Annotated in this window: 21 protein-coding genes; 9 read left to right on the top strand and 12 right to left on the bottom strand. The window is 70.6% G+C overall.

Features of this window, described 5'->3' with window-relative positions:
• Positions 1-62 precede the first annotated feature (62 nt).
• Both EJ357_RS28970 and EJ357_RS28965 read right to left on the bottom strand, forming a co-directional pair.
• On the bottom strand, positions 63-1,118 hold the full coding sequence (locus tag EJ357_RS28970; protein ID WP_126394462.1) for a BMP family lipoprotein: 1,056 nt from the start codon (positions 1,116-1,118) through the stop codon (positions 63-65).
• A 429-nt stretch (positions 1,119-1,547) separates the two neighbouring features.
• On the bottom strand, positions 1,548-2,768 hold the full coding sequence (locus EJ357_RS28965) for a M20 family metallopeptidase (RefSeq protein WP_126394461.1): 1,221 nt from the start codon (positions 2,766-2,768) through the stop codon (positions 1,548-1,550).
• Positions 2,769-3,284: 516 nt separating this feature from the next.
• On the opposite strand from EJ357_RS28965, the gene EJ357_RS28960 reads away from it, so the two are divergent.
• The 5 genes from EJ357_RS28960 to EJ357_RS28940 all read left to right on the top strand — a co-directional run bounded on the left by EJ357_RS28960 (position 3,285) and on the right by EJ357_RS28940 (position 7,597).
• A complete protein-coding gene (locus tag EJ357_RS28960) occupies positions 3,285-4,073 on the top strand; it encodes a hypothetical protein (protein ID WP_126394460.1) in 789 nt (262 codons plus the stop codon).
• Positions 4,070-4,456 carry a GntR family transcriptional regulator gene (locus EJ357_RS28955; protein ID WP_126394459.1) on the top strand — a complete coding sequence of 129 codons (387 nt, stop codon included), beginning with the start codon at positions 4,070-4,072 and terminating at the stop codon, positions 4,454-4,456. Before EJ357_RS28960 ends, EJ357_RS28955 begins: the two co-directional genes overlap by 4 nt.
• 563 nt (positions 4,457-5,019) lie before the next feature.
• A complete protein-coding gene (locus EJ357_RS28950; RefSeq protein WP_126394458.1) occupies positions 5,020-5,694 on the top strand; it encodes a class I SAM-dependent methyltransferase in 675 nt (224 codons plus the stop codon).
• A 125-nt stretch (positions 5,695-5,819) separates the two neighbouring features.
• Entirely contained in the window at positions 5,820-6,587 is a 768-nt protein-coding gene (locus EJ357_RS28945) for a methyltransferase (RefSeq protein ID WP_126394457.1), read from the top strand.
• Complete coding sequence (locus EJ357_RS28940; RefSeq protein ID WP_228472638.1) at positions 6,584-7,597, top strand: EamA family transporter; 1,014 nt, start codon at positions 6,584-6,586, stop codon at positions 7,595-7,597. Before EJ357_RS28945 ends, EJ357_RS28940 begins: the two co-directional genes overlap by 4 nt.
• On the opposite strand, the gene EJ357_RS28935 is transcribed toward EJ357_RS28940, so the two are convergent.
• The 5 genes from EJ357_RS28935 to EJ357_RS28915 form a co-directional block, all read right to left on the bottom strand.
• Positions 7,522-9,240: a LuxR C-terminal-related transcriptional regulator gene (locus EJ357_RS28935; protein WP_126394456.1), complete on the bottom strand. Its 1,719-nt coding sequence runs from the start codon at positions 9,238-9,240 to the stop codon at positions 7,522-7,524. The two genes, EJ357_RS28940 and EJ357_RS28935, sit on opposite strands and share 76 nt — an antisense overlap.
• Before the next feature lie 93 nt (positions 9,241-9,333).
• On the bottom strand, positions 9,334-10,404 hold the full coding sequence (locus EJ357_RS28930; RefSeq protein WP_126400179.1) for a hypothetical protein: 1,071 nt from the start codon (positions 10,402-10,404) through the stop codon (positions 9,334-9,336).
• A gap of 135 nt (positions 10,405-10,539) precedes the next feature.
• Positions 10,540-11,478: an N-acetylneuraminate synthase family protein gene (locus EJ357_RS28925; protein ID WP_126394455.1), complete on the bottom strand. Its 939-nt coding sequence runs from the start codon at positions 11,476-11,478 to the stop codon at positions 10,540-10,542.
• A 13-nt stretch (positions 11,479-11,491) separates the two neighbouring features.
• Entirely contained in the window at positions 11,492-12,751 is a 1,260-nt protein-coding gene (locus tag EJ357_RS28920; protein ID WP_126394454.1) for an N-acylneuraminate cytidylyltransferase, read from the bottom strand.
• Positions 12,752-12,816: 65 nt separating this feature from the next.
• Positions 12,817-14,130, bottom strand: a complete 1,314-nt coding sequence (locus tag EJ357_RS28915) for a DUF6716 putative glycosyltransferase (protein WP_126394453.1) — start codon at positions 14,128-14,130, stop codon at positions 12,817-12,819.
• Between the two features lie 198 nt (positions 14,131-14,328).
• Between EJ357_RS28915 and EJ357_RS28910 the strand changes: the two genes are divergently transcribed.
• From EJ357_RS28910 to EJ357_RS28900, 3 genes are all read left to right on the top strand, one after another.
• Complete coding sequence (locus EJ357_RS28910; protein ID WP_126394452.1) at positions 14,329-15,309, top strand: glycosyltransferase family 2 protein; 981 nt, start codon at positions 14,329-14,331, stop codon at positions 15,307-15,309.
• On the top strand, positions 15,309-16,676 hold the full coding sequence (locus tag EJ357_RS28905) for a polysialyltransferase family glycosyltransferase (RefSeq protein ID WP_126394451.1): 1,368 nt from the start codon (positions 15,309-15,311) through the stop codon (positions 16,674-16,676). Before EJ357_RS28910 ends, EJ357_RS28905 begins: the two co-directional genes overlap by 1 nt.
• A 174-nt stretch (positions 16,677-16,850) precedes the next feature.
• Positions 16,851-18,011 carry an acyltransferase family protein gene (locus EJ357_RS28900; RefSeq protein WP_175647556.1) on the top strand — a complete coding sequence of 387 codons (1,161 nt, stop codon included), beginning with the start codon at positions 16,851-16,853 and terminating at the stop codon, positions 18,009-18,011.
• 146 nt (positions 18,012-18,157) lie between these two features.
• Here the strand turns inward: EJ357_RS28900 and EJ357_RS28895 are convergent, their stop codons facing one another.
• From EJ357_RS28895 to EJ357_RS28885, 3 genes are all read right to left on the bottom strand, one after another.
• A complete protein-coding gene (locus EJ357_RS28895; protein WP_126394450.1) occupies positions 18,158-19,501 on the bottom strand; it encodes an alpha-2,8-polysialyltransferase family protein in 1,344 nt (447 codons plus the stop codon).
• A complete protein-coding gene (locus tag EJ357_RS28890) occupies positions 19,498-20,484 on the bottom strand; it encodes a glycosyltransferase family 2 protein (protein ID WP_126394449.1) in 987 nt (328 codons plus the stop codon). Before EJ357_RS28890 ends, EJ357_RS28895 begins: the two co-directional genes overlap by 4 nt.
• 131 nt (positions 20,485-20,615) lie before the next feature.
• On the bottom strand, positions 20,616-21,266 hold the full coding sequence (locus tag EJ357_RS28885; protein WP_126394448.1) for a TetR/AcrR family transcriptional regulator C-terminal domain-containing protein: 651 nt from the start codon (positions 21,264-21,266) through the stop codon (positions 20,616-20,618).
• A gap of 73 nt (positions 21,267-21,339) precedes the next feature.
• Between EJ357_RS28885 and EJ357_RS28880 the strand changes: the two genes are divergently transcribed.
• Complete coding sequence (locus tag EJ357_RS28880) at positions 21,340-22,791, top strand: FAD-dependent oxidoreductase (RefSeq protein ID WP_126394447.1); 1,452 nt, start codon at positions 21,340-21,342, stop codon at positions 22,789-22,791.
• On the opposite strand, the gene EJ357_RS28875 is transcribed toward EJ357_RS28880, so the two are convergent.
• Together EJ357_RS28875 and EJ357_RS28870 are read right to left on the bottom strand one after the other, a co-directional pair.
• Entirely contained in the window at positions 22,788-23,369 is a 582-nt protein-coding gene (locus EJ357_RS28875; protein ID WP_126394446.1) for a Uma2 family endonuclease, read from the bottom strand. The two genes, EJ357_RS28880 and EJ357_RS28875, sit on opposite strands and share 4 nt — an antisense overlap.
• 93 nt (positions 23,370-23,462) lie before the next feature.
• Positions 23,463-25,043 (bottom strand): acyl-CoA mutase large subunit family protein, encoded by a 1,581-nt coding sequence (locus EJ357_RS28870; RefSeq protein ID WP_126394445.1) that lies wholly within the window; start codon positions 25,041-25,043, stop codon positions 23,463-23,465.
• Positions 25,044-25,193 lie beyond the last annotated feature (150 nt).

The raw sequence follows: 25,193 nt of genomic DNA, 5'->3' as shown, positions 1-25,193 counted from the left end.
GGCGGGCACCCCCCGGATGCCCGCCCGCTCCGTCCGCCCTACGGCGGCTGCCACGACTGCTACTACTCGGTCTTGACCTTGATGGAGCCGTCGATGATGCCTTCCTTGGCCTTCGCCACCGCGTCGGAGAGACCCGCGATCTTCGCGAACTCCGGGTTGGACTCGGCCAGGCCGACACCGTTGACCTTCAGGTCGAAGGTCTGGACGCCGGTCAGCGGCTTGTCGTCCTCGACGGACTTGGCCAGCGCGTAGACCGCGCCGCCGACGTCCTTGAGGGCGGAGGTGAGGATGTAGCTCTTGTAGTTGGCGAGGGCCGCCTGCTTGTACTGGTCGGAGTCGACGCCGATCGCCCAGACCTTGGCCTTGGCCGCGGCCTCGATGACGCCCTGACCCGAAAGGCCGGCCGCCTGGTAGACGACGTCGGCGTTCTTCTCGATCTGGCCCTCGGCGGCGGCCTTGCCCTTGTCGGGGCTGGAGAAGCCGCCCTCCTCCGCGGTCTGGGTCAGGTACTGCGAGACGACCTTGACCTTGCCGCCGCTGGTGTCCTGGACGCCCTGCTTGTAGCCGGCCTCGAACTTGTGGATCAGCGGGATGTCCACGCCGCCCACGAAGCCGACCGTGTTCGTCTTGGTGGCCTTGGCCGCGGCGACGCCGGCCAGGTACGAGGCCTGCTCCTCGGCGAAGACGAGGGAGGCGACGTTGTCGCCCTCGACGACCGAGTCGACGATGCCGAAGGTGGTCTTCGGGTACTTCTTGGCCACGGCCTCCATCGCGGGGCCGTACGCGAAGCCGACGCCGATCACCGGGTTGTAGCCCTGCTTGGCGAGGGAGGCCAGACGCTGCTCCTTGTCGGCGTCCGTCTCGCCCTCGGTGGGCTCGATGTCGGCGGTCTTGTAGCCGAACTCCTTCTGGGCCTTCTGGAGGCCGGCGTACGCGGCGTCGTTGAAGGACTGGTCGCCCTTGCCGCCGATGTCGTACGCGATGGCGAGGCCCTTGGTCTCACCAGTGCTGTCGCTGTCGCTGCCGCTGTCACTGCTGGTACCGCCACAGGCCGTGGCAGCGAGCGCGATCGACGCGACCCCCACCGCGACACGGGTCAGTTTGGATATCCGACGCATCGTGAAGTCCCCATTCTCCAAGCCCCGCAGTGGGTGCTGAGTTCGGCGCACATTAACGCGCGTAGACACTCCTGGGAACGGGGTTTCGTCTTGCCGTTATCCATTCGTGCCGATGGCCGGTTACGCCCTTGTGAACCATCGGATCGAAAGGCACGCATGGGACGTCTGCAGCCGTGGCGCGAGGCGCACTCCGCGTTCCACATGCTCCAGGCATGCCTTCACCGTGATGGCGCTCAGGACGGCCCGCCATGGGGCCAGACTCCCTCCGCCGCGCGTCGGCCGCAAGCGGAGCGGGGGCGCGGGTGCGACGTCGTGGGCGGGAACGCCGCAAAGGGGGGGCGGGGAACTGCGCGACCGGCCACGACGGGCCCGCATACGCCAAACGACCGCACCCCGTACGGCGAGGGCGCCTCCTGGTGTACGGCCTGCCTAACCCGCGGCGTCGAGGAGCGCCGCCGCCGTGAACATCTCCACCCCCACCGAAATGGCCGACTCGTCGACGTCGAAGTCACCCTGATGCAGGTCACGACCGACCCGGTCACCCGGCACCCGCACGCCGAGACGAGCCATGGCGCCGGGGACGTGCTCCAGGTACCAGGAGAAGTCCTCGCCCCCGAGGCTCTGCTCGGTGCCCTCGACGGAGTCGGCACCCCGGCGGGCGATCATGGCGTCGCGCAGGAGGTCGGTCACGGCGGGGTCGTTGACGACGGGCGGAACCCCGCGGATGTAGTTGATCTCCGACTTGGCGCGATGGAGGTTGGCGACCTCGTCGATCACGGCGACGACGAGGTCGGGCGCCTGCCGCCAGGTGTCGAGGTCGAGGCAGCGCACGGTCCCGGAGAGCTCGGCGTGCTGCGGGATGACGTTGGGCGCGTGGCCGGTCTCGACTCGGCCCCAGGTCACGGCCAGGCCGCTGCGGGCGTCGGCGCGCCGGGCGACGAGTGCGGGCACGTCGGTGACGACCCGGGCGGCCGCGGTGACGAGGTCGGTCGTCAGGTGGGGGCGGGCGGTGTGGCCGCCGGGTCCGTCGAGGGCGATCTCGAGCCGGTCACAGGCGGACGTGATGGCGCCCGCCCGCAGCCCGATCTTCCCCGCATCCACCTTGGGATCGCAGTGCACCGCGAGCATCCGGCCCACGCCGTCGAGCACCCCGCACTCCACGACGTCGGCGGCGCCCCCGGGAAGCACCTCCTCGGCGGGCTGGAAGATCAGCCGGACGGGACGGGACAGCTGCCCGCGCTTGAGCAGTTCGGCCAGTACCAGCCCGGCGCCCAGGACCACGGCCGTGTGGACGTCGTGCCCGCAGGCGTGCGCCCGGTCGGGGACCCTCGACCGATACGGGCACTCACTCTTCGTGTCCGGAATGGGCAGGCCGTCGATGTCGGCACGCAGGGCGAGCATGGGCCGCCCCCCGTCCCACTCCCCGATGTCACAGATGAGCCCGGTTCCGATGGCGAGCACGCGGGGCTTCAGGCCGGCCTTCTCCAGGCGGGCCTTGATCGCGGCGGTCGTACGGAACTCCTGGTTGCCGAGCTCCGGGTGCATGTGCAAGTCGCGCCGGAACTCCACGAGTTCGGCACGGAGCGCCTCCGGCAGGGTGCCGGGGAGGGCGGCGCCCCCTGGGTGATCGGCCTCGGACTCTGGGGACATCAGTTGGTTCACCCTCTGAAGGGTAGGACGCCGAGGTGGCCAACTGACCCTCGATCAACAAAAGTTCAACCCGTTTGGGGAAGAAAATCTGGCCGCCCGACGCATAGGTATCGATTTGGGTGGGTAAACTCGCGCCTCTTCGCCGCAGGCCGATCACCGACCGACAGCAACGGAGAGTGACGACGCCGGTCACCCGTACCTCAACGCATACCACGCCGCGAACAGAACCGTCGGCTGTGTTCACCTGTCGGGATCGCGCGCGGCGAGTGAAGGACCGCCCTGGCCGGGCGTGACCGGTGTGACGATTCGGCCGGTCGGGACGGTGTGAGCACTCGGCCGTGGATCATGGACGACCACCTGCGGGCGCTGACCCAGCCGGCAACAGGTCGGCGTCTTCGACCAGTTGCGCCGCATCCCGCTCGCCCACCGCCTTGTATCGGGTTTTTGACACAAGACTCCACCTAGGGCATCTTGTGCTTTCTACTTGGTACAAGATGATCTGAGGGGGATCTCCCTATGCTCGACGCCGCCCCGTTCCAGCGCCGCTTCCTCGATCACGCCAACCACTTCGCCCGCTGGTCCGGTCTGGCCATCGGCATCGTGGCCGCGCAGGCGCTGTCCACACTGGGGCACGTCGAGTTCGAGCAGCGCCTCGTGTTCTGCATCACGGCCTTCGGCCTGTGCGCGGTGGCAGGCGTCCTTCTCGCCGACGCGCTGACCCTGCTCCCCCAGGACGCGGTACGCATCGCCAGTCTCGCCCCGCGCCTGGTCAGAGATCATGTGCCACCCCGCATGGGCCCCCTGATCGCCCTTCAGGGGGTCTCGCTCGCCGTGCTGCTGGCCATCACGGCCGCCACGGCCTCCGTCGACCCCGACCGTATTTTCAGCACGGGCAAGGTCATCGCCGTCACCTGCAATGGGATGCCGGCAACCCTGGGCCCCTGGCCAGGCATGTACTACAGCCTCCCGACATTCGGTGCCCTCGCCATAGCCACCCCGTGCTGCGTGTGGGCCCTGCGCCGCATCGCCCACGGACCGGGCGGGGAGCAGCAGCGTCGCGACCGCGCGTGGGCCGTCACGGGGGCCTGGGGCCTGCTGGTGTCGAGCCAGCAGCTGTACGCCGTGCTGATGATCTCCGTCTCGCTCACGGAGACGGGCTGCGCCGGTGCGATGGGCGCGCTCACCTTCTGGGTGTTCTACCCTTTGGCCCTGCTGAACCTGTTCACCGTCGCCTGGTCCCTGATCACCGTGGTGGCCCCCCGGGCCGTCGACGACGATGCGGCGAAGGGGTACCCCCAACGATGAATGAGCCCGCCGTCCGCGTCGACACCGCCAGCCAGGTACCGCCGTACGCGCAGATCCGCGCGCAGCTCGGCGCGCTGATCGTCACCGGTCAGCTGGCCGAGGGCGACCGGCTGCCGACCGTGCGCCAGCTGGCCACGGACCTCGGCCTCGCACCGGGCACCGTAGCCCGCGCCTACCGCGAGCTGGAGGCCGCCGAGCTGATCCGCACCCGCCGCGGGGCGGGCTCCCGGGTCGCGGCACCGCCAGCCGGCCCGACCCGCCCATACGCCTCCCAACTCGCCACCCTTGCACGCGATTTCACCTCTTCCGCCCGTGCGCTGGGCGCCGATACCGAGGCCATCATGGCCGCCGTCCGCGACGCCCTGGGCCCGGACCGGCCCTAGCCACTCGCCGCTGGGCCATGGCGGCCGGAGTCGGGACGGCGCTCATTCCACCGATGTCCCTCCCGGAGTCCTTGCCGGCGGCCGCGACCGGCGGCGTCGCCGTCCTGGCCGCCCCGACTCAGCCCTGCGAGACGCGGGACAAGCCGCCGAGCCTGAAGCGCGCGGCGGCGCGGATCTGCCGCATGCCCGAGCCGCAGCCGGGCGCGCCCACCTCCGGAGGCGCCTGCCGCCGCCCCGCCGGGGCGGTGCCACCGGGCCGCTCCGAGAGCCTCGGCTCCGGCGGGGTGGCTGTGCTGTCCGGCCCTGATCACCGGCCGCCGGGAACTCCGCGCATCGCTCAGGTGAGAGCCTGTGAACAAACCCCCGTCGTCCGCCCGGAGGGCGGGCGCTGCGGCGTCCGGTGCGTGCGATCGCAAGGCGCCGGGGCGCCCTCGTGGCGGAGCCACGTGGGCGGTTCGGCAACGCGGCGAGCGTGCGTGCCGGACGCCGCAGCGCAGGCGGGGGTTTGTTCACAGGCTCTGAACCCCCGGACGCCCGCCCCGCACCCGCACTAGGGTGCGTCCGTGACCGACGCGCAGCCGGAATTCCTCCGAGCCACCCGTACCTCGTACGACGCCATCGCCCCCGCCTACACCGACCGCTTCTCCGACTGGCCGGCCGACAGTCACCCCCTGGACCGGTCCCTGGTGACCGCCTTCGCCGAACTCGCCCGCGACCACTCCCCCGCCCCCGTCGCCGACCTCGGCAGCGGGCCCGGGTCCGTCACCGCCCACCTCCACGCCCTCGGCACACCGGTCTTCGGTGTCGATCTCTCGCCGCGGATGGTGGACCTTGCCCGCCGAGCGCACCCCGAACTCCGGTTCCACGTGGGCTCGATGACGTCGCTGGACCTCCCGGACGAGACACTGAGCGGGATCCTCGCGCTGTACTCGATCATCCACATCCCGACCGAGCACCTCGCCGCCACGTTCGCCGAGTTCCACCGCGTCCTGGTCCCCGGCGGCCACGTACTCCTCGGCTTCCAGTCCGGGCGGCCCGACGACCACGACGAGGAACACCTCCACCTCGCCGAACGCTTCGGTCACGAGATCTCGCTCGACTACTACTGGCGCACCCCAGAGGCAGTGGCCGCCCACCTCGACAAGGCGGACCTCCGGCTTCAGGCCCGCGTCCAGCGCGAACCGGTCGGCGAGGAGAAGTACGCGCGCGCGTTCGTCCTGGCCCGCAAGCAGCCGTGACCTACTGAAGAACGAGTTTCAGCCAAGCGATCACGCCTAGGTAGAACTACCGAAGCGCTCCTCCCACAAGCACCCGTAGAAACGTCACCGGTGCTGCTCGTCGCAGAGTTTTGGAGGACATTCGTATGCCCATGCCTGGTCACTCGATACACCGTGCGCTGGCCACGAGCCTGGACGTGGCCGACGGACAGCGTGTGCTGGACCTCGGGTGCGGAACCGGCGGGACACTGCAGGCGGTGGCGGAGCGGGCGCCGGGGGCCTTGCTTCACGGGTGCGACGTCGATCCGGAGGCCGTGGCGGCCGCGCGGACGCTGCTGAGCGGGCACGCCGAGATCGAGGTGCACGACCTCAACAAGCCGACCCGGTACGCCCTCGGCAGCATGGACGCGGTCGTCTGCCACGACGTGCTGGAGTTCCTGCGCGACCCGGCGGCGCTGATCGACGAAGTGGCCCGGCTGCTGCGGCCGGGCGGTACGGCGGTGATCTCTCACACCGACTACGACGCTCTGGTGATCCGCGCGGGCGACCCGGAGCTGACGCGTGCCGTATGCCATGGGTGGGCCGAATTCCCCGAGGAGTGGATGGAGTTCAGCGACGCCTGGATGGGGCGCAAGGCGGCGGCTCTGGTGCGCAAGAGCTTGCTGGAGGTGGAGCACGTCGACACGCATGTGACGGTGGGGACGGAGCTGACCGGGTTCGCCCTGCACCGGGTGGAGCAGATCGCCGCGGCCCTGCGGCAACGCGCGGCCAACGGCACCGGACCGCTGTCGATCGCCGAGATCGACGAGTGGACGGCGTCGGTGGAACGGTCCGCGCGGGACGGGGAGTTCTTCTACGCCGAGACCGCGTTCCTCGTCCGGGCGACCGCCGCGTACGCGTCCGTCCTGGCATGACGTCCGCCGCGCCCACCGCTCCCGCCGCCTCGCCCGTCCGTACGGCCGCACCCGCCATGGCCGCCACCGTCTGCGCCATGGTCAGCGTGCAGACCGGCGCCTCGCTCGCCGTCCCGCTCTTCGACCGGATGTCGCCGGCCGGGACGGCCTGGCTGCGGCTGAGCTGCGCGGCTGTCCTGCTGCTCGTGTGGACCCGGCCGCGAATCCATCGTCTTCCCCGCCGCGGCCTGGTCGCGGCAGCGGCGCTCGGCTGCGCCAGCGCGGTGATGACCCTGTGTTCCTTCCAGGCGATCGACCGGCTGCCGCTGGGCACTGTCAGCGCCGTGGAGTTCACCGGGCCGCTGCTGGTCGCCGTCGTCTGGTCGCGGCGACGCGCCGACCTGGTGTGGCCCCTGCTGGCGCTGGCGGGGGTGCTGCTGCTGACCCGGCCCTGGGAGGCGTCCGCGGACTGGTCGGGAATCGGGTACGCGCTGGGTGCAGCGGCGGGGCTGGGCGGCTACATCGTGCTGACCCAGCGGGTGGGCGACCGGCTGCCCGGCCAGCAGGGCGTCGCGCTGTCCACGGCCGTGGCGGCCCTGTGCACCGGAGCGGTGGCGGTCGGCGGGGCGGAGGCGGACTGGTGGAGCCCGCATGTGCTGGCCGTCTCCGCGCTCGCCGCGGTGCTGCTGCCGATCGCCCCGCATGTGCTGGAACTGTTCGCGCTGCGCCGCCTGACGGCGGGTGCGTTCGGCACGCTGATGAGCCTGGAACCGGCGGTAGCCACCGGCATCGGCTTCCTCCTCCTCGCCCAGACCCCGGACGCCGGCCAGTTGGCCGGCGTGGTGCTGGTGTGCGTGGCGGGCACGGCGGCCTGCCGCGGCGGGACGAGGAGCGATACGCCGAGGCCGGCCGGGCCCACGGCGACCGACCCGGCGGCGATCCGGCCCACGGTGGATCAGCCCGACGTGCGTTCCGGACCCCGTCCGTCGGCACCGCGTCCGTCGGCACCGCGTCCGTCTTCGGAGCGGTAGTACCACGCCACGGCCTCCGCACGGTTGCGCACGCCGAGTCTGGTCAGGAGCTGGGCGACATGCGCGTTGACCGTGCGGACGCTCAGGCGCAGTTCCTCGGCGATCTCCCGGTCCGTGCGTCCCTCGGCGAGGCGGGCGATCACCTCGCGCTGGCGTGGTGTCAGGTCGGTCGGCGGCGCCGGGGTGGGCCGGTCGGCTTCCGGAGAGGGGCTCGGGGGTGGTGGGCACGCGCGCAGCCGGGTGATCCGCTCCAGGTACGGTTCCGCGCCCATGGGCACGGCGATGCGCTCCGCCTCGTCGAGCAGCGCGGTCGCGCGCTCGTCACCCGGTCCGTACCCGGCCGCCCGTCCCAGCAGGGCGTGGATCAGGCGGGCCCGGGCATGGGTGCGCCGGAACACCCAGATGGCGGTGTCCCAGTGCCCCGCCTCGTCCTGCGCGCGGGCCCCGGCATGTGCCGCTTCCGCACGCGCCACGGCCACCACACCATCCGTCAGTTCGTAGGGTGCGGCCACATGGTGGCGTACCCGGGCGTAGACGCTCTCCAGGGTCTGCAGCAGCCGGTCGGGCGCGGTGTCGGGGTGCAGCATGGGTGGCCGGGGGCCGGCCGTCTGGGCGTGGATCGCGGAGGCGAGCGCGTCGATGACGTACAGGCCGCTGCTGGGCGGTGCGAGGTGGCCGCCGGCCAGGACAAGCGCGCGACCGGTGAGCTCCTCGACGGCCGCGTGGTCGCCGAGCCGGGCCGCCGCGGCGAGCGCCAGGCTGAGGAAGTACGCCTCGTGCAGTGGGCTGCTGGTCGCCACCAGCCGGACCAGCGAAGGCGCCGGGACCGCGTCCCGGCTGCGCCAGCTGAGCAGCCAGGACCGGACGAGCGCCTCCTCCACCTCGTTGAGGGATCCGTGCCGCTCGTGCGCTGCCGGTTCGCTGAGCAGATCGTCCGCCTCGGGCCAGCGGCCGGCCTCGATCAGGTCCTCGATCAGGGCCAGGCGCAGCGTGTTGCCCTCCTCAGTGGCCAGTTCGCCGTGCTCGGTGGCGTAGGCCAGGCCGGCGCTGCGTATGCGGGCGGCGTCGGCGACGTTTCCGGTGCGCAGGTAGGTGGCGCGGGCCTCGTTGAAGTAGGAGCGCACGACCAGGTGATGCTGCCGGGATTCGATGCCCAGCCGACGGGCGCGCCGGGTGCGGTGCAGGGACTCGTCGAGGTGGCCCAGGGTGAGGGCGGCCTCGGCCACGACCGTGCAGACGACGGTCTCCAGCTCGGTGTCGTCGGCCTCGGAGGCCAGCTCCGCGGCCTCCTGGAGCAGCCGTACGCCGTCGTCGGTGCGGCCCCGCCGCAGCCCGGCGAGACCGGAGGAGCACAGCACCCGGATCCGCTCGTGCGACGGCGCGTTCGGACCCAGCTCGGCCAGCGACTGCTCGAAGTAGTCGTGCTCCCAGCTGGTGCTTCCCGCGTCGAGGTAGCGGCCGAGGTGCTCCAGGAGCAGAGCGCGGGAGTCCGAGGTCCGCCCGGCCTCGGTCAGTGCTCGGACGGCGATCTGGTGGGCCTCATCGGCCCGGCCGTGACGGAAGGCCCGCTCGGCCTGGCGGCGCAGCGCCTCTGCCCTGCTCGACGCAGCGTCGGTGTCGTCGTCATGTCCGGCAGCCGCCACGACCCGCCTCTCACCTTGCCCAACCTCGCAGGTCAGAGGGTAACAAGCGGTCAACTCCGGGCAGGGCAGGGCAGTTGGCGCCAGGCCACTGGATCACACCGCGCTGACCGCCGACAGCCGGTGCACATCCCGGGCCGTCCCCGTGACCCCCGACAAGAACCCCTGCGCCCGAGGCGACGCGTTCTCCGTCAGCCACGCCGGGTCGATGTCGCACACCGCCACCCGCACCTGCGTACCGGACAGCGCCAGCGGCAAGGTGTGCACGACCGTCGACGGGAAGCTCAGGATCGTACGGCCGATGGGGCCGCGGCGGGCGATCAGCTCCAGCGGGAGGTCCGGGCGTACGACCTCCAGGCCCGTCTCCACCGCCAGCCGGTGCAGCTTCTCCGCGCTCTCCCTGCGATGGGCGAAGTAGCGGGTGGCCCCGTGTGTCTTGGCGAGGGAGCTGACGGCCTCCAGGTAACGGTCGCCGTCCACCACGCCCGTCTCCACCAGCGAGGTGCCGACCATGTCCGCGCCCTTGGTGATGCGGGGCGGGCCGAAGCGGTCGCGGGTCCAGGCGAAGGTGTTGGCGGTGACCGTCACGCCGTCCGGCGTCTCCTCCATCGGCATCGAGGAGAAGATCTCGACCCTGCGGTGGGCGCTCGGCGTCAGGCGCTTGCGGGCCGCCGACGACACCGGGGCGAAGACCAGGTCCCGGGGGCCCGGGCGGCCGCCCTTGCGGTGCCAGCGCACCAGGCGCTCGCCGCGGGCGAGTTGGGCGACGAACTCCATGGTGGCCGTACCGTCGTCGACCACGACCAGGTCGCGGGCCCTGGTGATGGTCAGCAGGAGTTGTACGTAGCGGGAGAAGGGGTCGCCCAGGACGATCCGGTCGGCACGGCGGAGCAGGCCCGCGAGGCCGCCGATCGTCTGGAAGGGGGCCGCCGCGCCGCCCCGTGCCTCCTCCCAGCGGACCTCGTGCCCGTCGTCGCGCGCCAGCTCGGCCATCCGGCGCAGCTGGCCGCGGGACATGGGGTCGATCGGGGACAGGACGACGAGGGTGAGCCCCGCGCCGAGGGTGTCCGCGTGGGCATGCGCCCACTCCAGCACGTTCAGGAGCTGTACCGGGCTCTCGACGAAGGCGAGAGTGCGGGGTCCGGTGTTCCCGGCTCGGTGGCTCATCGACGTACGACCGTCCCGTCGTAAGGCGCTCATGCGGCGCTCGTATTCAGAAGTCGCTCAGAAGTCGCTAGAACCGGCTCCGAGTCCGAGCGCCCGCACTGGCGGCACTCGGACCCGGAGTCAGCAGGATCTGTCTCAGACCGAGACCGGCTCGCCCGCCGCCGCGGCGATCTCCGCCTCGGCGACCACACCGGCGACGCGGCGCAGCTTCTTCATCGGGCCGAGCTCGGAGTCGTAGACCTTCTTGACGCCGTCACCGAGGGACGCCTCGATGGTGCGGATGTCGCGCACCAGGCGCGTCAGGCCCTGCGGCTCGACCGAGGCGGCCTGGTCCGAACCCCACATCGCGCGGTCCAGGGTGATGTGACGCTCGACGAAGACGGCGCCGAGGGCGACCGCGGCCAGCGTGGTCTGCAGGCCCGTCTCGTGGCCGGAGTAGCCGATCGGGACGTTCGGGAACTCCTTCTCCAGCGTGTTGATCGCGCGGAGGTTGAGCTCCTCGGCCTTCGCGGGGTACGTCGAGGTGGCGTGGCACATCAGGATGTTGTCCGAGCCCAGGACCTCGACCGCGTGGCGGATCTGCTTCGGCGTCGACATACCGGTGGAGAGGATGACCGCGCGACCCGTGGCGCGCAGGGCGCGCAGCAGCTCGTCGTCCGTCAGGGAGGCCGAGGCGACCTTGTGGGCCGGGACGTCGAACTTCTCCAGGAAGGCGACGGCCTCGGTGTCCCACGGGGAGGCGAACCAGTCGATGTTCTTGCTCTTGCAGTACTCGTCGATCTGGCGGTACTCGTCCTCGCCGAACTCCACGCGGTGGCGGTAGTCGATGTAGGTCATCCGGCCCCAGGGGGTGTCGCGCTCGATGTCCCACTGGTCGCGCGGGGTGCAGATCTCCGGGGTGCGCTTCTGGAACTTGACGGCGTCACAGCCGGCCTCGGCGGCCACGTCGATGAGCTTGAAGGCGTTCTCCAGCTCACCGTTGTGGTTGATGCCGATCTCGCCGCAGATGTAGACGGGCTTGCCCGGGCCGACTTCGCGCGAGCCGAAGTTACGGAGGCGGGAGTAGGTGCTCATTGCAGAGATGTCCTTACTTGGTGAGGGAGTCGAGAGAGGGGCCGAGGATCCAGCTGGCGATCTCTCGGATCGCGCCGTCGCCACCCGGGGTGGCGGTGACCGCGCGTGCGGCGCCGCGCACGACGTCATGGGCGCTCGCGACCGCCACGGGCCAGCCCACGAGGGCGAAGCACGGGAGGTCGTTGACGTCGTTGCCGACGTAGAGCACGCGCTCAGGCGCGATGCCCTGCTCCTCGCACCACTGCTTCAGTGCGAGGTCTTTCCGGTCGATGCCGTGCAGCACGGGGATCTTCAACTTCCGTGCGCGGGCGGCGACCACCGGGTTCTGCTCCGTGGACAGGATCAGCATCTTCAGCCCGCTCTTGCGCAGGGCGGCGATGCCGAGGCCGTCTCCGCGGTGCACGGAGACGAACTCCTTTCCATCGGCATCGATCAGCACCCGGTCATCGGTCTGGGTGCCGTCGAAGTCCAGTACGACCGCGTCGATGTCGTCCGTGGTCGGGAGGGCGCCGGGCCGGTCCGCGTCGAACAGCGGAGCCAGCGCGCGGGCGCGGGCCAGGTCGTGGGGATCGTCGATCTCCAGGACCCGGGCGGGGTCGGTGCGCACGAGTTCGGTGCGGCCGAAGAAGCGGTGCTTGTGCTCGCGGAAGCCGTCGGCGGCCATCGCGTAGGCGGCGCCGGTCTCCAGGAAGTCCTGGGGGCGGTCCTGGCGGCGCGGGCGGAAGGTCTTGTCGTGGTTGACGCCGTAGCCGCCGGTGGTGGCCGCGCGCTCGGACTCGGCGGCGGTGGCGTCGTCGTCGCCGTGGCGCCACACGAAGCCGTGGAAGGGGGCGACGGTCAGGGCCGTGTCGGCGCCGTTCGCGACGATCGCCTTGACGACACCGTCGAGGTCCTCGCGGATGATGAACGGGCTGGTGCACTGCACCAGGAGGACGACGTCCACCGGGGCGCCGTGCAGCGCCTCGTGGGCGTCCATGGCGTGCAGTACGGCCGCCTCGGAGGTGGCGGTGTCACCGGCGATGGCGGCGGGGCGCAGCACGACCTCGGCGCCGGCCTGCCGGGCGGCGGCCGCGATGCCCTGGTCGTCGGTGGAGACTACGACGTCCGTGACGAGTCTGGAGGCCCGGCACTCGCGCACCGCCCGCGCCACCAGCGGTACGCCGCCGACGGGCATCAGGTTCTTCGCGGGCACACCCTTGGAGCCGCCGCGCGCGGGGATCACGGCGAGCACGCGGGGCACCGAAGTGCCTTGGTCTGCTTCCGGGTTGGACATGGGCTCCACTCCTTGGGCTCCTTGCAGAGGCTTCGGGGCGCGTCCCGGCGCCCCGGTCGGGTCGCTCACAGCTCCCCCATCCGCCGGATGACCGGTGCCACGCGCTGCACGCCGTGCCGGTAGGCGCCGCGTGCCGCCCGGCGCACTATCTGGCGGACCGGGCCGGGCTCCTTGTCATGGGCGGGGGCGCCGGGCAGCGGGGTGCCGTCCGGGCCGAGGTGGTGGCGGGCGAGGATGCCGGGCAGATAGCCGGGCGCGGTGGCCGGCGTGTAGTACGGCGTGAGGGCGGGCAGGCCGCCCGGGCGGTCCAGCAGCTTGGCGATGCGCTCACGGGCCGCGTCGAAGGCGGTGGCGTACGAGCCGTCGGCGCACACGCCCTGCCGGGAGACCCACTCCTCGTCGGGCCTCGGGCTGTGCCCGTCGTCCAGCCGGTCCCAGGAGGCGAGGCAGCCGGAGCCCACGAAGTGGTGGTTGCCGAGCGTCTCGCGCACGCCGAGGTCGGTGAGGACGACGGTGGGGATACGGCGGTGCAGCGACTCCAGCGCCGCCGTGGAGCTGATCGTGACCAGCAGGTCGGTGCGGTCGAGGACCTCGCCCATGTTCCCGTAGACCAGCTTGAAGTTGGCCGGCGGGTCGAGCGGCTGGACCAGCTTCTGGTACGGCAGCTCCTCGATGTGCGTGGTGTGCTCGCCCGGCTTGGAGCGCAGCTTGAGCAGCACCTCGCGCTCGGGGTGCTTGCGGGCGTGCTGGATCAGGCGGTTCAGCAGGTACGTACGGTCCTTGCGGCTGTCCGGCACGGAGGGCTGGGCGGCGAAGACGACCGTGTACGGGTCGTGCTCACCGGTGTAGGGCTCCCCGCCGAGGAACGGCAGCGCGACCTCGGTCACCGACGTGGCGTCGGCGCCGACCCCCTCGTACACCGCGCGGAAACGTTCGGCGTCCTGGCGGGAGTTGGCGAGGACGAGGTCCGCGCCGTGCCGCAGCAGCAGACCGTCGGCGAGCTTCTCGTAGACGACGCCGACATAGCCGGTGACGACGACGGGCCGCTCGGCGCGCCCTTCCCAGACCCGCTTCAGGCCGTGCAGCATGGCCTGTACGCCGCCGCCGACGAGGGAGAGGACCAGGACGTCGTACGACTCCTGCGCCATGACGCGCAGGAACTCGACGGCGGTCACCTCACGGAGGGAGTCGGCGTGGACGCCGACTTCCTGGAGTTGGCGCGCGGTGGGGGTGGCCCGGCCACGCAGGAGGAATCCGTCCAGACGGATGTCCGAATTATCCGGAGCTATGCGGTTCGCGGTGAGCGCGCCCCACTTCCACCGGGTGTCGGAATCCGCGAGTACGGCCACTCGCCGGGTCTTAGTCGCACTTGCTGGCACGTCGAAGACGCTAGGAAGCGATTTCGAGGTTCTGCCCAACCCGAATGCAACAAACGGTTAACAGCACATCGACGAACGGCGAATCGGGGTCCGAAGTCGTTGTAAAAAAGCCTGGTTCACGGCATCGCCACGCGTCGTTCACCTGACATCAAGCTCCGGGTAAAGACGGGTGCCGGACCGCCCCCTAACGTCCTTCGCGTGGTCAAGCTCTCCGTCATCGTGCCGTTCTACAACGTGCAGCAATACGCGCCAGACACCCTGAAGAGCCTGCGTGCGAACACACGCGAGGACTTCGAGTTCATCCTCGTCGACGACTGCTCGACGGACGGGACACCGGACATCCTCGCGCGCGCGGAGCGCGAGCTGCCGGGAGCGGTGGTCGTCAGACACGAACAGAACGGAGGGCTGGCCACCGCGCGCAACACGGGCATCGACAGGGCGCGCGGCGAATACCTGACGTTCCTGGACGGCGACGACTGGCTGGCGCCCGGCTACTTCCCGCAACTCCTCTCCGCGATCGAGGAGTTGGGCTGCGACTTCGTGCGCACCGACCATGTGCAGTGCACCGGGCGGGCGCGCAGCATCCACCGGGTGCCGCACGGCCGGCGCTGGACGGTGATGAACCCGCGCGAGGCGATCCTGCCCGCCGACCGGTCGACGTCCGTGGACTACGCGTACGCGTGGGCGGGCATCTACCACCGCCGCCTGGTCGACCGCGGGGTCCTGCACTTCACCCACGGGCTGCGCACCGCCGAGGACCGGCCGTGGATCTGGAAGCTGCACCGGGAGGCGGAATCCTTCGCCGCGGTGGGGCTGCTCGGTGTCTACTACCGGCGCGGAGTGGCGTCCTCGCTCACCCAGATCGGTGACGTACGACAGCTGGATTTCATTCGTGCGTTCGATCAGGTAATCGAGGAAACGGCGGCTGACCCCGAGGCCGATAAGCTGCTTCCGAAAGCCGTGCGCACTTATTGCGCGATCATGGCTCATCATCTCGGACAAATCGAGAGGTTCGAACCCGCCGTGGCTCGAAAACTGCGCTCGATGAGCGCCTCCGCCCTGAAAAGAATGCCGCAGGACGTGCTCGCGGAGGTAATGGACTCGATGGACGCGCAGCGCGCGGCCCGGCTGCGGCGGGTGCGCCGCAGGGCGGTCGGGACCCGGACGGTGGCCGCCTGATGCCGCGCACCACCCAGATCTTCTGCGCCTCGACGCTGTACGGCGCCGCGACGCTGGCCGCCGCCCTGGACGCCGGGCTCTTCGAACCGGCCGACCGCCGGCTGCTGCTGGTCACCAACAACGCGACCAACCCGGAGACCACCCCGTCCGTCGACGCGATGCCGGGCTTCGACCGGCTGCGTGAGCGCTTCGACGAGGTGCTGTCCTGGAACGAGACCATCTCCCCGTTCCACCCGAGCGGTTGGTCGCCCCGCGCCGACGACGTACCCATGTGGGAGCGGTACGTACGGCTGCTGTGGCACCTCGGCGACGACGAGATCCAGCTGGCCGTCGAGTCCGTCCAGGTCAATCCGGCCCTCGCGCTGTGCCAGCTGTTCACCGGCGCTCCCGTCGACGTCTACGCGGACGGCCTCATAAGCTATGGCCCCACGCGCGACAAGATCGACCCGCTGGTCGGCACCCGTATCGGCCGCCTGCTGCACCTCGATCTCGTCCCGGGCCTCACCCCGCTGCTGCTCACCGAGTTCGGTGTCCCGTCCGAACTGGTGCCGTCGGAGGCGTTCCTGAAGGTGCTCGGTGAACTCTCCGAGGCGGAGAGCGAGTTGCCCGCGGTCGCGGCGGACGACTCCGAGGGCCGGCCGGCCCTGCTGCTCGGCCAGTACCTCTCCGCGCTCGGCATCCTCACCGACGCCGAGGAGGAGGACCTGCACCTGCGGATGGTGCGCGGCGCCGTCGCGCTCGGCCACCGCAGCATCGTGTTCAAGCCACACCCCGTCGCGCCGGCCCGCTGGACGAAGCTCCTGGAGGACGAGGCGAGCAGGCTGGGCGCCGAACTCACCCTCCTGGACCGGCCCGTCCTCGCCGAGGTGGCCTTCCAGCGGCTGCGGCCCGCGCTGGTCGTCGGCTGCTTCTCGACCGCACTGCTGACCGCCGCCGGTCTGTACGGCGTCCCGGTCGCGCGGGTCGGCACCGACACCCTGCTGGCCCGCCTCGCGCCGTACCAGAACAGCAACCGCGTGCCGCTGACCATCGTCGACGTGCTGCTGCCGGACATCGCCGACACCGCCGCGGTGAACGCCTGGGCGATGCCCACGCGCGAGCGGGTGGACGAACTGGCCGCGCTGCTGGGGGCGGTCGGCTTCGCGATGCAGCCCAAGATCTACCCGGGGCTGCGCGGCGCCGCCGAGGCGTACCTCGCCAAGCACCTGAACCCGCACACCTGGCGCTACTTCAAGCGCAAGCGCCTGACGTCGCTGGCCCTGCCCGGCGCCGTACCCGCCCAGCTCTCCTTCATCCCGCGGAACGCGACCGTGCGCCGACTGGCGCGCCGGGCGCGGGCGTTGAAGCAGGTGGCCGGCCGAAAGTAGCCAGAAACAAGGGGTGGTTGTTCATCCGTGTGACACCTTTGCGCTCCCTGAGCGTCAGCCGTCACTCACCTTTCACCCGTCCGAGGGACTTAGCGTTCGGTCATCGTATTAAACGGCAACAGCCGTCACGTACGACCGAACGCACCTCGAGACTCCCAGTGGAAGGGCCCCAGGATGAGCGCGGCTGACCAGGCCACGGCACCGCCGGCAGCACCGGCGCCGCCGGCACCCCGGCTGAACCAGGTCCTCGCCGAGCGGCCTTCCGCGCGGCCCCGGGGAGCGAGCCGGCTGCGCGCCCTGGACGGTCTGCGGCTGATGGCGGCCCTGATGGTCTGCATGTACCACTTCACCGGCAAGAACGGCGAGGTCGCCGCCTCCTGGGACCAGTCCCCCGGCGTCATGTTCCCGACGCTGTCGCAGCTGTCCACCTACGGCAGCCTGGGTGTGCAGTTCTTCTTCGTCATCAGCGGGTTCGTGATCTGCATGAGCAGCTGGGGCCGCAGCCTCGGCGACTTCTTCCGCTCCCGGATCTCCCGCCTCTACCCGGCGTACTGGGTGGCCATCGTCATGGTCACCGGCGCGGCGGTGCTGCTGCCGGTGGTCGTCCACCCGGTCCGGCCGGACGAGCTCCTGGTCAACCTCACGATGATGCAGCAGCCGCTCGGCGTGCCGCGGGTCCTCGGTGTGTGCTGGACACTCTGGGTGGAGCTGAAGTTCTACGTCCTCTTCGCGCTGTTCGTGATCTGGAAGGGCGTCACCTACAAGCGGGTGGTCACCTTCTGCATCCTGTGGACGCTGGCCTCCGCCTTCGCCCGGGTCGCCGACAATCCGCTGACGGACGAGCTGGTGATGCGCGACCACGCGCCGTTCTTCATCGGCGGCCTCGCGCTGTACCTGATCCACCGCTTCGGCAGCGATCTGCTGCTGTGGGGGATCGTCGGCATGTCCTTCCTGCTGGGCCAGCGCTACTCGGTCATGGCGCTGTGGCACCCGGGGGCGCAGGGCGAGTTCCATCGCTCCCCGTACGTCATCCAGGCCATCGTCTTCCTCGCCTTCGCCGCCGTCGCGGTGGTCGCGCTGGGGTGGATGAGCTGGGCCAACTGGCGCTGGCTGACGGTGGCGGGGGCGCTGACGTACCCCTTCTACCTGATCCACGAGCACCTGGGCTGGTTCTTCATCCGGGTGCTGCACCGGGGGCTCGGGATGGGTTCCTATGCCACGCTCGCGCTGTCGGTGCTGAGCCTGCTGGGGCTGGCGTATCTGATGAACCGGTTCGTGGAGAAGCCGTTCGGGCCGAAGCTGAAGAAGGCTTTGCCGGCGGTGCCGCTCCGCTAGGAGGGCCGAATTCCCCTGCGGCCCGGTGGGGGCTGGTCGCGCCCACGCGGCGGAGCCGCATGTTGATACAGCCCCGCGCCCCTGGACGCGTTCGGCGCGTCTCCCCGGTGGGGAGACGCGCCGAACGCGCTTTTCGGAACCGTCCGTTACTTCCGCGTCGTCTGCCGCAGCTGGCGCACGGCCTTCCGCACTGCCGGGTGCCTGCGCAGCGCCTCCGCACGTACCGCGCTGCCGCCGGGGAGGCGCAGGCTCGTGAGGCGGCGGCGCTTGAAGTAGCCCTGGTACTGGGTCAGGTTGGCCGCCAGCCAGGTGGTCACCTCGTCGCGCAGGGCGTGGTGCTTGCGGGACTGCATGCAGTAGCCGACGCTGCGCACCAGCGGGGCCAGTTCCTCGGCCATACCGGCGAGTTCGAGCGGGGAGCCGAGCTCGGCCTGCTCCGCGTCGGGCAGGGCCGCGTCGATGATGGTCAGCGGGATGCGGTTGCTGTTCTCGTACGGGGTGATGCGTTCGAGGAGCAGGTCCGTGCCGACGCGCGCGACCGGGATGCCGTAGAAGGCGGCGGCGGTCATCAGGGCCGTCGAGAAGCAGCCGATGACGAGCTTCGGCTTCAGGAAGGCGAAGACGGTCTCGGCGAGGACCGGCTCGTTCAACACCGTGAGATTGACGCCGAGTTCCGCCGCGACCGCTTCCAGCGACTCGTTGAAGACGGCGGGCGCGCTCGGGTGCGGCTTGAACAGCACGTCCTGGTGACCGGCCCGGGCGGCGGCGCGCAGGAAGCGGATGTGGAGCTGCTCCTCCTCGTCCTGGGTGATCAGGTCGATGGCGGAGAGGTACTGGCCGAGGAGCACGGCGGTGGGCGGGGCGTCGGCCGGGAGGCGCTCGGCGAGGATGCCGGCGCCGGACTCGCCGATCTGCGCGAGGACGTCGACGATCGCGTCGTTCGGCACCGCCTCGGGTGTGACGCCGTACTCGGCCAGCAGCATGGGCGTAAGGCCCGGCACCAGGTCGAGGTGCAGGACCCGCTTGATGCGGCTGCTCATGCCGTGCGGGATGCGGTTGCGGGTGGGGCCGTAGCTCATCAGGCCGTCCGCGTACACATGGATCGGGCTGTCCGCGAAGATGTCCGCGACGGCGCGGGAGGGGTTGGCCTGGATGGACTCACAGGCGATCTCGACGGGCTCGTCGCCCAGGTTCCAGGCGAGGCGTACGGCCTTCTCCCACAGGAGGGTGTCCTGGCCGCGCGGCGACCAGCCGGCCGGGTGGTGCGGGGAGATGAACTCGTTCCAGGAGCGCACCTCGTCGAACTCGGGGCGCAGCTTCTCGAAGCCGGCCATCCGGTCCAGCGGGGTGCCGACCTCGGGGATGGCGGCGGTGTTGCTGACGACGAGGATGCGGCGGACGCCCTCGCGCGGGCCGAACTGGCCGGCCCGTATGGCGGCGGTGACGGTCGCGGCCGCGTACTGCGTGGCCGAGAAGAAGATCTGGATCATGCCGCCACTCCCTTCATGCCGCCCCGTATCCGGCGCAGCATGTACACGCGCTCCTCGCCCATCCCGACGAGGGCCTCTTCCAGCTCGTCCTCCGACATCCTGCCCAGCGCCTCGGCGGCCATCTGCTTGAGCCTGGCGGCGATGCTGCGTTCGAACCGGCCCCGGCTGAGCAGCTGGTGGGCGATGACGACGCAGTAGTTGCGCAGCGCCTTCTTGCGCAGGCGGCCGACCTCCGGGTCCTCGGCGAGTTCGGCGAGGACGAGGTCGAAGGAGCGGAAGAAGTCCAGCTGGCGGACGTCACCGATCTGCGTGAGCGAACTGGCCACGCCCCGGCGGTAGAAGACGCCGCGCAGGCTGGCCACGGCGTAGGAGTCGGCCCTGCGGTGCAGGTCCCAGATCCAGGGGCGGTCCTCGGCGGTCTTCAGTCCGTCGTGGAAGCGCAGCATGCCCTGGTCGAGGAGGCGGCGGTGGTAGACGCCGGCCCAGGCGTACGGGTAGTCGACCATGGTGGTGTCGTCGACAGGGAGGATCGAGGAGCGCGGGTCGAGGGGGGTGTGGCGGCGGCCCTCGGGTGCCCGGTGCACGGTCCGTTCGACACCCGTCACCTGGACGTGGTCGGTGCGTACGAAATCGACGTCGAACCGCTCGATGGCGTCCACCAGATCCGTGAGATAGCCCGGCGCCAGCCAGTCGTCGCCGTCGAGGAAGGTGAGGTAGCGGCCTTCCGAGGCGTCGATCCCGGTGTTGCGCGCGGTGGCCAGTCCGCCGTTCTTCTCGTGCCGTATGACCCTGCTGTTCTTGAGTCTCTTCGTCAGCGTCAGCAGCGCTTCGTACGTCTTGTCCTTGGTGGACCGGTCCTCGACGAAGATGAACTCGAAGTCGTCCCGTTCGTTGTTGACCAGGCTGGTCACGGTCTCGGGGACGTACGACTCGATGTTGTAGCAGGGGACGATCACGGACAGTGTCGGGGGGCGGTTGGTCACGCGTACACCTGGGCTCTCTCCGGGGCGGATCCCTGCGACCGTAGGAGATGTTCGACGCCGGATCTCAACTCCCTGCCAACTACCAGGTGAACGAAAGGTAACCGGACGGCTCCCCCGCGACTGAACACCGCTCACCCGATCCCGTACCGCGCCCCGATCCCGGCGATCACCACCGCCAGCCCCTCCTCGAAGTGCCGGTCGTAGTCGGCGAAGATCTCCGCGCCCGCCTGGGCCGACAGGGGATAGTCGGCCATCATGCGGGCGCGTTCGGCCACGTCGTACCCCTCGCGGCGCTCCCCCGCCACGGGCTCGACGCCCTGCTCCTCGATGACGAAGCCGAGGGTGTAGAAGTACGTCGTCGAGGTCGCGCGGACCGCGTCGGCGAGGGCGAAGCCGGCGGTCGTGAAGAGGCGCAGGTTGTCCTCCATCTGCTCGGCGTGCTCGATGCCGGTGAAGCGTGAGCCGCTGAAGACCTTCGCGCCGTCGCGGTAGCCGAGCAGCGCCGTGCGCAGCCCGCGGTTGGACCTGAGGAGCCGCTCCTGCCAGGTGTCGTCGGGGTCGAGGGGGGTCCCCGCGATCATCCGGCGGTACATCTCGGTCGCCATCTCGTCGAGCAGCGCCTGTTTGTCCTTGAAGTGCCAGTACAGCGCCGGCGCCTTGACGTCCAGCTCCTTGGCGATGGCGCGCAGCGTCAGGCCGTCCAGGCCGACCTCGTTCAGCAGCTTGAGGGCGGTGTCGGCGACCCGGGTGCGGTCGAGGGGGGCGCGGCGTTCCGTGTTCACGCTTGACAGCTTAACGACGTTAAGGGCACTCTCGTGGCCATCGGAACTTAACAACGTTAAGGAGGATCGCCCGATGCATCCCATACACGCCGATCACGCCGATCACACCGATCACACGGATCGCGCCGATATCGACGTCCTGATCGTCGGCGCCGGCCCGACCGGCCTCGCCCTCGGTGTCGACCTGGCCCGGCGCGGAGTGGACGCGCTGGTCGTGGAGCGGGCCGAGGCCCTGTTCCCGGGCTCGCGCGGCAAGGGCATCCAGCCGCGCACCATGGAGGTCTTCGACGACCTGGGCGTGCTGGACGCGATCCGCGCGGCCGGCGGCAGCTACCCGGTCGGCATGATCTGGCAGGACGGCAGGCGGGTCGGCGAGCACCAGATGTTCGACCCGGCCGAGGCGACGGAGGACTCGCCGTACACCGAGCCGTGGATGGTGCCGCAGTGGCGGACCCAGGAGATCCTCTTCGCGCGGCTGACCGAGCTGGGCGGCCGGGTCGCCTTCGGCCGGGAGGCCGTCGGGATCACCCAGGACGCGGAGGGGGTGACGGTCGCTTTCGCGGCCGGCGACAGCGTCCGCGCGCGGTATGTCGTCGCGGCCGACGGGGGTCGTTCGGCCGTACGGCGGTGCCTCGGCATCGGCATGACCGGGGAGCAGGTCGACCCGCACCCGATGCTGGTCGCGGACGTGCGGCTGACCGGCCTGGACCGCGACCACTGGCACGTCTTCCCGCCGCGCGACGACACCGACGGCTTCATGGCGATCTGCCCGCTCGCGGGCACGGAGGACTTCCAGATCGCCGCCCGGTTCCCGGAGGGCACGGCGGTGGACCTGTCCCTGGACGGCATCCGCAAGACCGTCGCCGCGCGCTCCCACCTGGACGCCGACGCCGTGACCGAGGTCCGCTGGGCCTCGGACTTCCGGCCCCGGGCGGCCCTGGCGGACCGGTTCCGGGAGGGGCGGGTGTTCCTGGCGGGGGACGCGGCGCATGTTCACTCGCCGGCCGGGGGGCAGGGTCTGAACACCAGCGTCCAGGACGCCTACAACCTGGGCTGGAAGCTGGGGGCGGTGCTACGAGGCGGGGCCGACCCGGCTCTGCCGGCCACCTATGAGGAGGAGCGGCGCCCCATCGCCGCCGACATGCTCGGTCTGTCGACCGCCGTCCACCGCGGCGAGGTCCGACGCGGCGAGGCGACCCGCCAACTCGGCCTGGGGTACCGGGAGTCATCACTCACCGAGGAGACGCGCACGACCCCGGGTGCTCTACGGGCCGGCGACCGCGCACCGGACGGCGAGTTGGACGGCGTACGGCTCTTCGACGCGTTCCGGGGGCCGCACTGGACGCTGGTGGCGGTGGGCGTGGAGGCACCCGAGCTGCCGGAGACGGTACGGGTGGTCCGGGGGCGGGCGCAGGAGTCGTACGGCTCCGGGCTGTTCCTTGTCCGACCGGACGGCTATGTGGGGTGGGCCGGGGACCAGGCGACCGGACTCATGGGCTACCTGGGCCGGTTCGGGCTTCGCTAGTCGTCGCCGTCGAGGAGGGTGTCGACGGAGAGGTCGAGGGCGACGCCGACGGACTCGGGGACGGGGAGGGTTTGGCCTCGCTTGAAACGGACGGGGTCGGGGTACTTGCCGTCGGCGGGGTCTTCGTAGAGGACGACCTCGTCGTGTTTGCGGTCGGCGATGAGGTAGACGGGAAGGCCGGCCTGGGCGTAGCACTCGACCTTGGGGCCGAGGTCGTCCGACCAGTTCGAGGACGTCACTTCCACGACCATGCGGAAGACGTTCGGTGCGTAGTAGTTCTTCGTGACATGGGCGTCGCGGAAGTCCGGGTCGACGACGGAGAAGTCAGGGATCGCGAAGTCCTCCGGCGATGTAGGCAGCCAGAGCCCGACGCCCTGGACCCACTCGTATCCCGCCTCCACGAGGCCCGCGCGATCGAATGCCCTGCCCAGTTTCGTCAGCGCCAGCGCGTGCGAGCCATCCGGCGGCGGTGTCACAGTGAGCCTCCCCTGGAGAATCTCCACGCGGTGGCCAGGCAGTGCACGGGCAAGCTGGTCGGCAGCCTCGCCCAGGGTCAGCTCCTGCTGCAGTACGGCCATGGCGTCCTCCTTGTCGGGGCCCACTCTGCAATGAGCGTAACCGGCGACGAGAGGACTCATCCGATGATCACCCATATGGAGTAACTTCCCAGCTCAGAGGGCATCGCTTGGCACGTAAGTCCCCCACACCTCTCGCAGCGCGTTGCACACTTCGCCCACGGTGGCCCTAGCCCGCAGCGCGTCCTTCATCGGATACAGGACGTTGTCCTCGCCCTCGGCGGCCTTCTTCAGAGCGGCCAGGGCCGCGTCCACCGCCTGCTGGTCGCGCCCGGCACGGAGCCCCGCCAGCCGCTCCGCCTGCCGGGCCTCGATCGCCGGGTCCACCCGCAGCGGCTCGTACGGCTCCTCCTCGTCCAGCTGGAAGCGGTTGACGCCGACCACGACCCGCTCGCCGGAGTCGGTCTCCTGGGCGATCCGGTACGCGCTGCGCTCGATCTCGTTCTTCTGGAAGCCGTGCTCGATGGCGGACACCGCGCCGCCGAGGTCCTCGACCTTCCGCATCAGCTCGACCGCCGCCGACTCGACGTCGTCCGTCATCCTCTCGATGGCGTAGGAGCCGGCGAAAGGGTCGACCGTGGCGGTCACGTCCGTCTCGTACGCCAGCACCTGCTGGGTGCGCAGCGCCAGCCGCGCGCTCTTGTCCGTGGGGAGCGCGATCGCCTCGTCGAAGGAGTTGGTGTGCAGGGACTGCGTGCCGCCGAGCACCGCCGCCAGGCCCTGCACCGCGACCCGGACCAGGTTCACCTCCGGCTGCTGGGCGGTCAGCTGCACACCGGCCGTCTGGGTGTGGAAGCGCAGCATCAGGGACTTGGGGTTTCGCGCGCCGAACTCGTCCCGCATCACCCGGGCCCAGATCCTGCGCGCCGCGCGGAACTTGGCGACCTCCTCCAGGATCGTCGTACGGGCCACGAAGAAGAAGGAGAGGCGGGGCGCGAAGTCGTCGACGTCCATGCCCGCCGCCACCGCCGTACGGACGTACTCGATGCCGTCCGCGAGGGTGAAGGCGATCTCCTGCGCGGGCGACGCGCCCGCCTCGGCCATGTGGTAGCCGGAGATCGAGATCGTGTTCCACTTCGGGATCTCGGCCCGGCAGTACTTGAAGATGTCGGCGATCAGCCGCAGCGACGGCTTCGGCGGGAAGATGTACGTCCCGCGCGCGATGTACTCCTTCAGCACGTCGTTCTGGATGGTGCCGGTGAGCCGGTCGGCGCTCACGCCCTGCTCCTCCGCGACCAGTTGGTAGAGGAGGAGCAGCAGGGCCGCGGGGGCGTTGATGGTCATCGACGTCGACACCTTGTCCAGCGGGATCCCGCCGAACAGCACCCGCATGTCGTCGATCGAGTCGATCGCCACGCCCACCTTGCCGACCTCGCCGTGCGCGATCGGCGCGTCGGAGTCGTGGCCCATCTGGGTGGGCAGGTCGAAGGCGACCGACAGGCCCATCGTGCCGTGCGCGATCAGGTCGCGATAGCGGGCGTTGGACTCCGTCGCCGTGCCGAAACCGGCGTACTGGCGCATCGTCCAGGGGCGGCCGGTGTACATCGTGGGGTAGACGCCGCGGGTGAAGGGGTACGAGCCGGGCTCGCCCAGCTTCTCCGAGGCGTCCCAGCCGGTCAGCGCGTCCGGCCCGTAGACCGGCTCGATGGGCAGTCCGGACTCCGACTCACGCGTCATGGTGGGTGCCTCCGCGGTGGTGTGCTTGTTGCCCGCCTGATGTGCCCTCGCCTTCCCACCATGCCCCCTGGTTCGCAACCGGTCACGCGCGGGGAACATCTCAGGTGATGTCCGGGCGGTCGGGGTTCGCGGCGATGAGACGACGGGGGT

This window comes from Streptomyces cyaneochromogenes, from assembly GCF_003963535.1.
GTDB lineage: Bacteria > Actinomycetota > Actinomycetes > Streptomycetales > Streptomycetaceae > Streptomyces > Streptomyces shaanxiensis.
The sequence above is the reverse complement of the archived record's forward strand: the minus strand, read 5'-3'. Positions and strand labels throughout refer to the sequence as shown.